This is a genomic window from Anaerovorax odorimutans (assembly GCF_024459955.1).
GTDB classification, from domain to species: Bacteria; Bacillota; Clostridia; order Peptostreptococcales; family Anaerovoracaceae; genus Hominibacterium; species Hominibacterium odorimutans_A.
Window position 1 is genome coordinate 1 of the sequence record NZ_JANFXK010000200.1, and the last position, 239, is coordinate 239.

Sequence of the window (239 nt, forward strand, 5' to 3'; positions counted from 1 at the left end):
ATTTTGCCTCCATCCTTTGTGTAATATTCTTGATCTTCTGTTTCACTAAGATTTCCTGCATATATCTCTTCATATCGATATCGCTCACTCTCAGGCCTAGTTCCCATATGCGGTGAATTTTCCATAGAACCTGACGTGTCTACTACCAGTACGATATCCAACGGTCTGCTAACCGTCTTTACTGTATTCGATGTAGATGACAATGCCGATAATCCAACTAAGAAATCAGAATCGCCTTT

1 protein-coding gene is annotated in these 239 nt (G+C 40.2%); it reads right to left on the reverse strand.

All coding sequences use genetic code 11. The features are described 5' to 3' along the window. Window positions 1-203 (reverse strand): hypothetical protein (locus NE619_RS18475; protein ID WP_256133921.1); only part of this gene is annotated, 203 nt, incomplete at its 3' end. Between the last annotated feature and the right edge of the window lie 36 nt (window positions 204-239).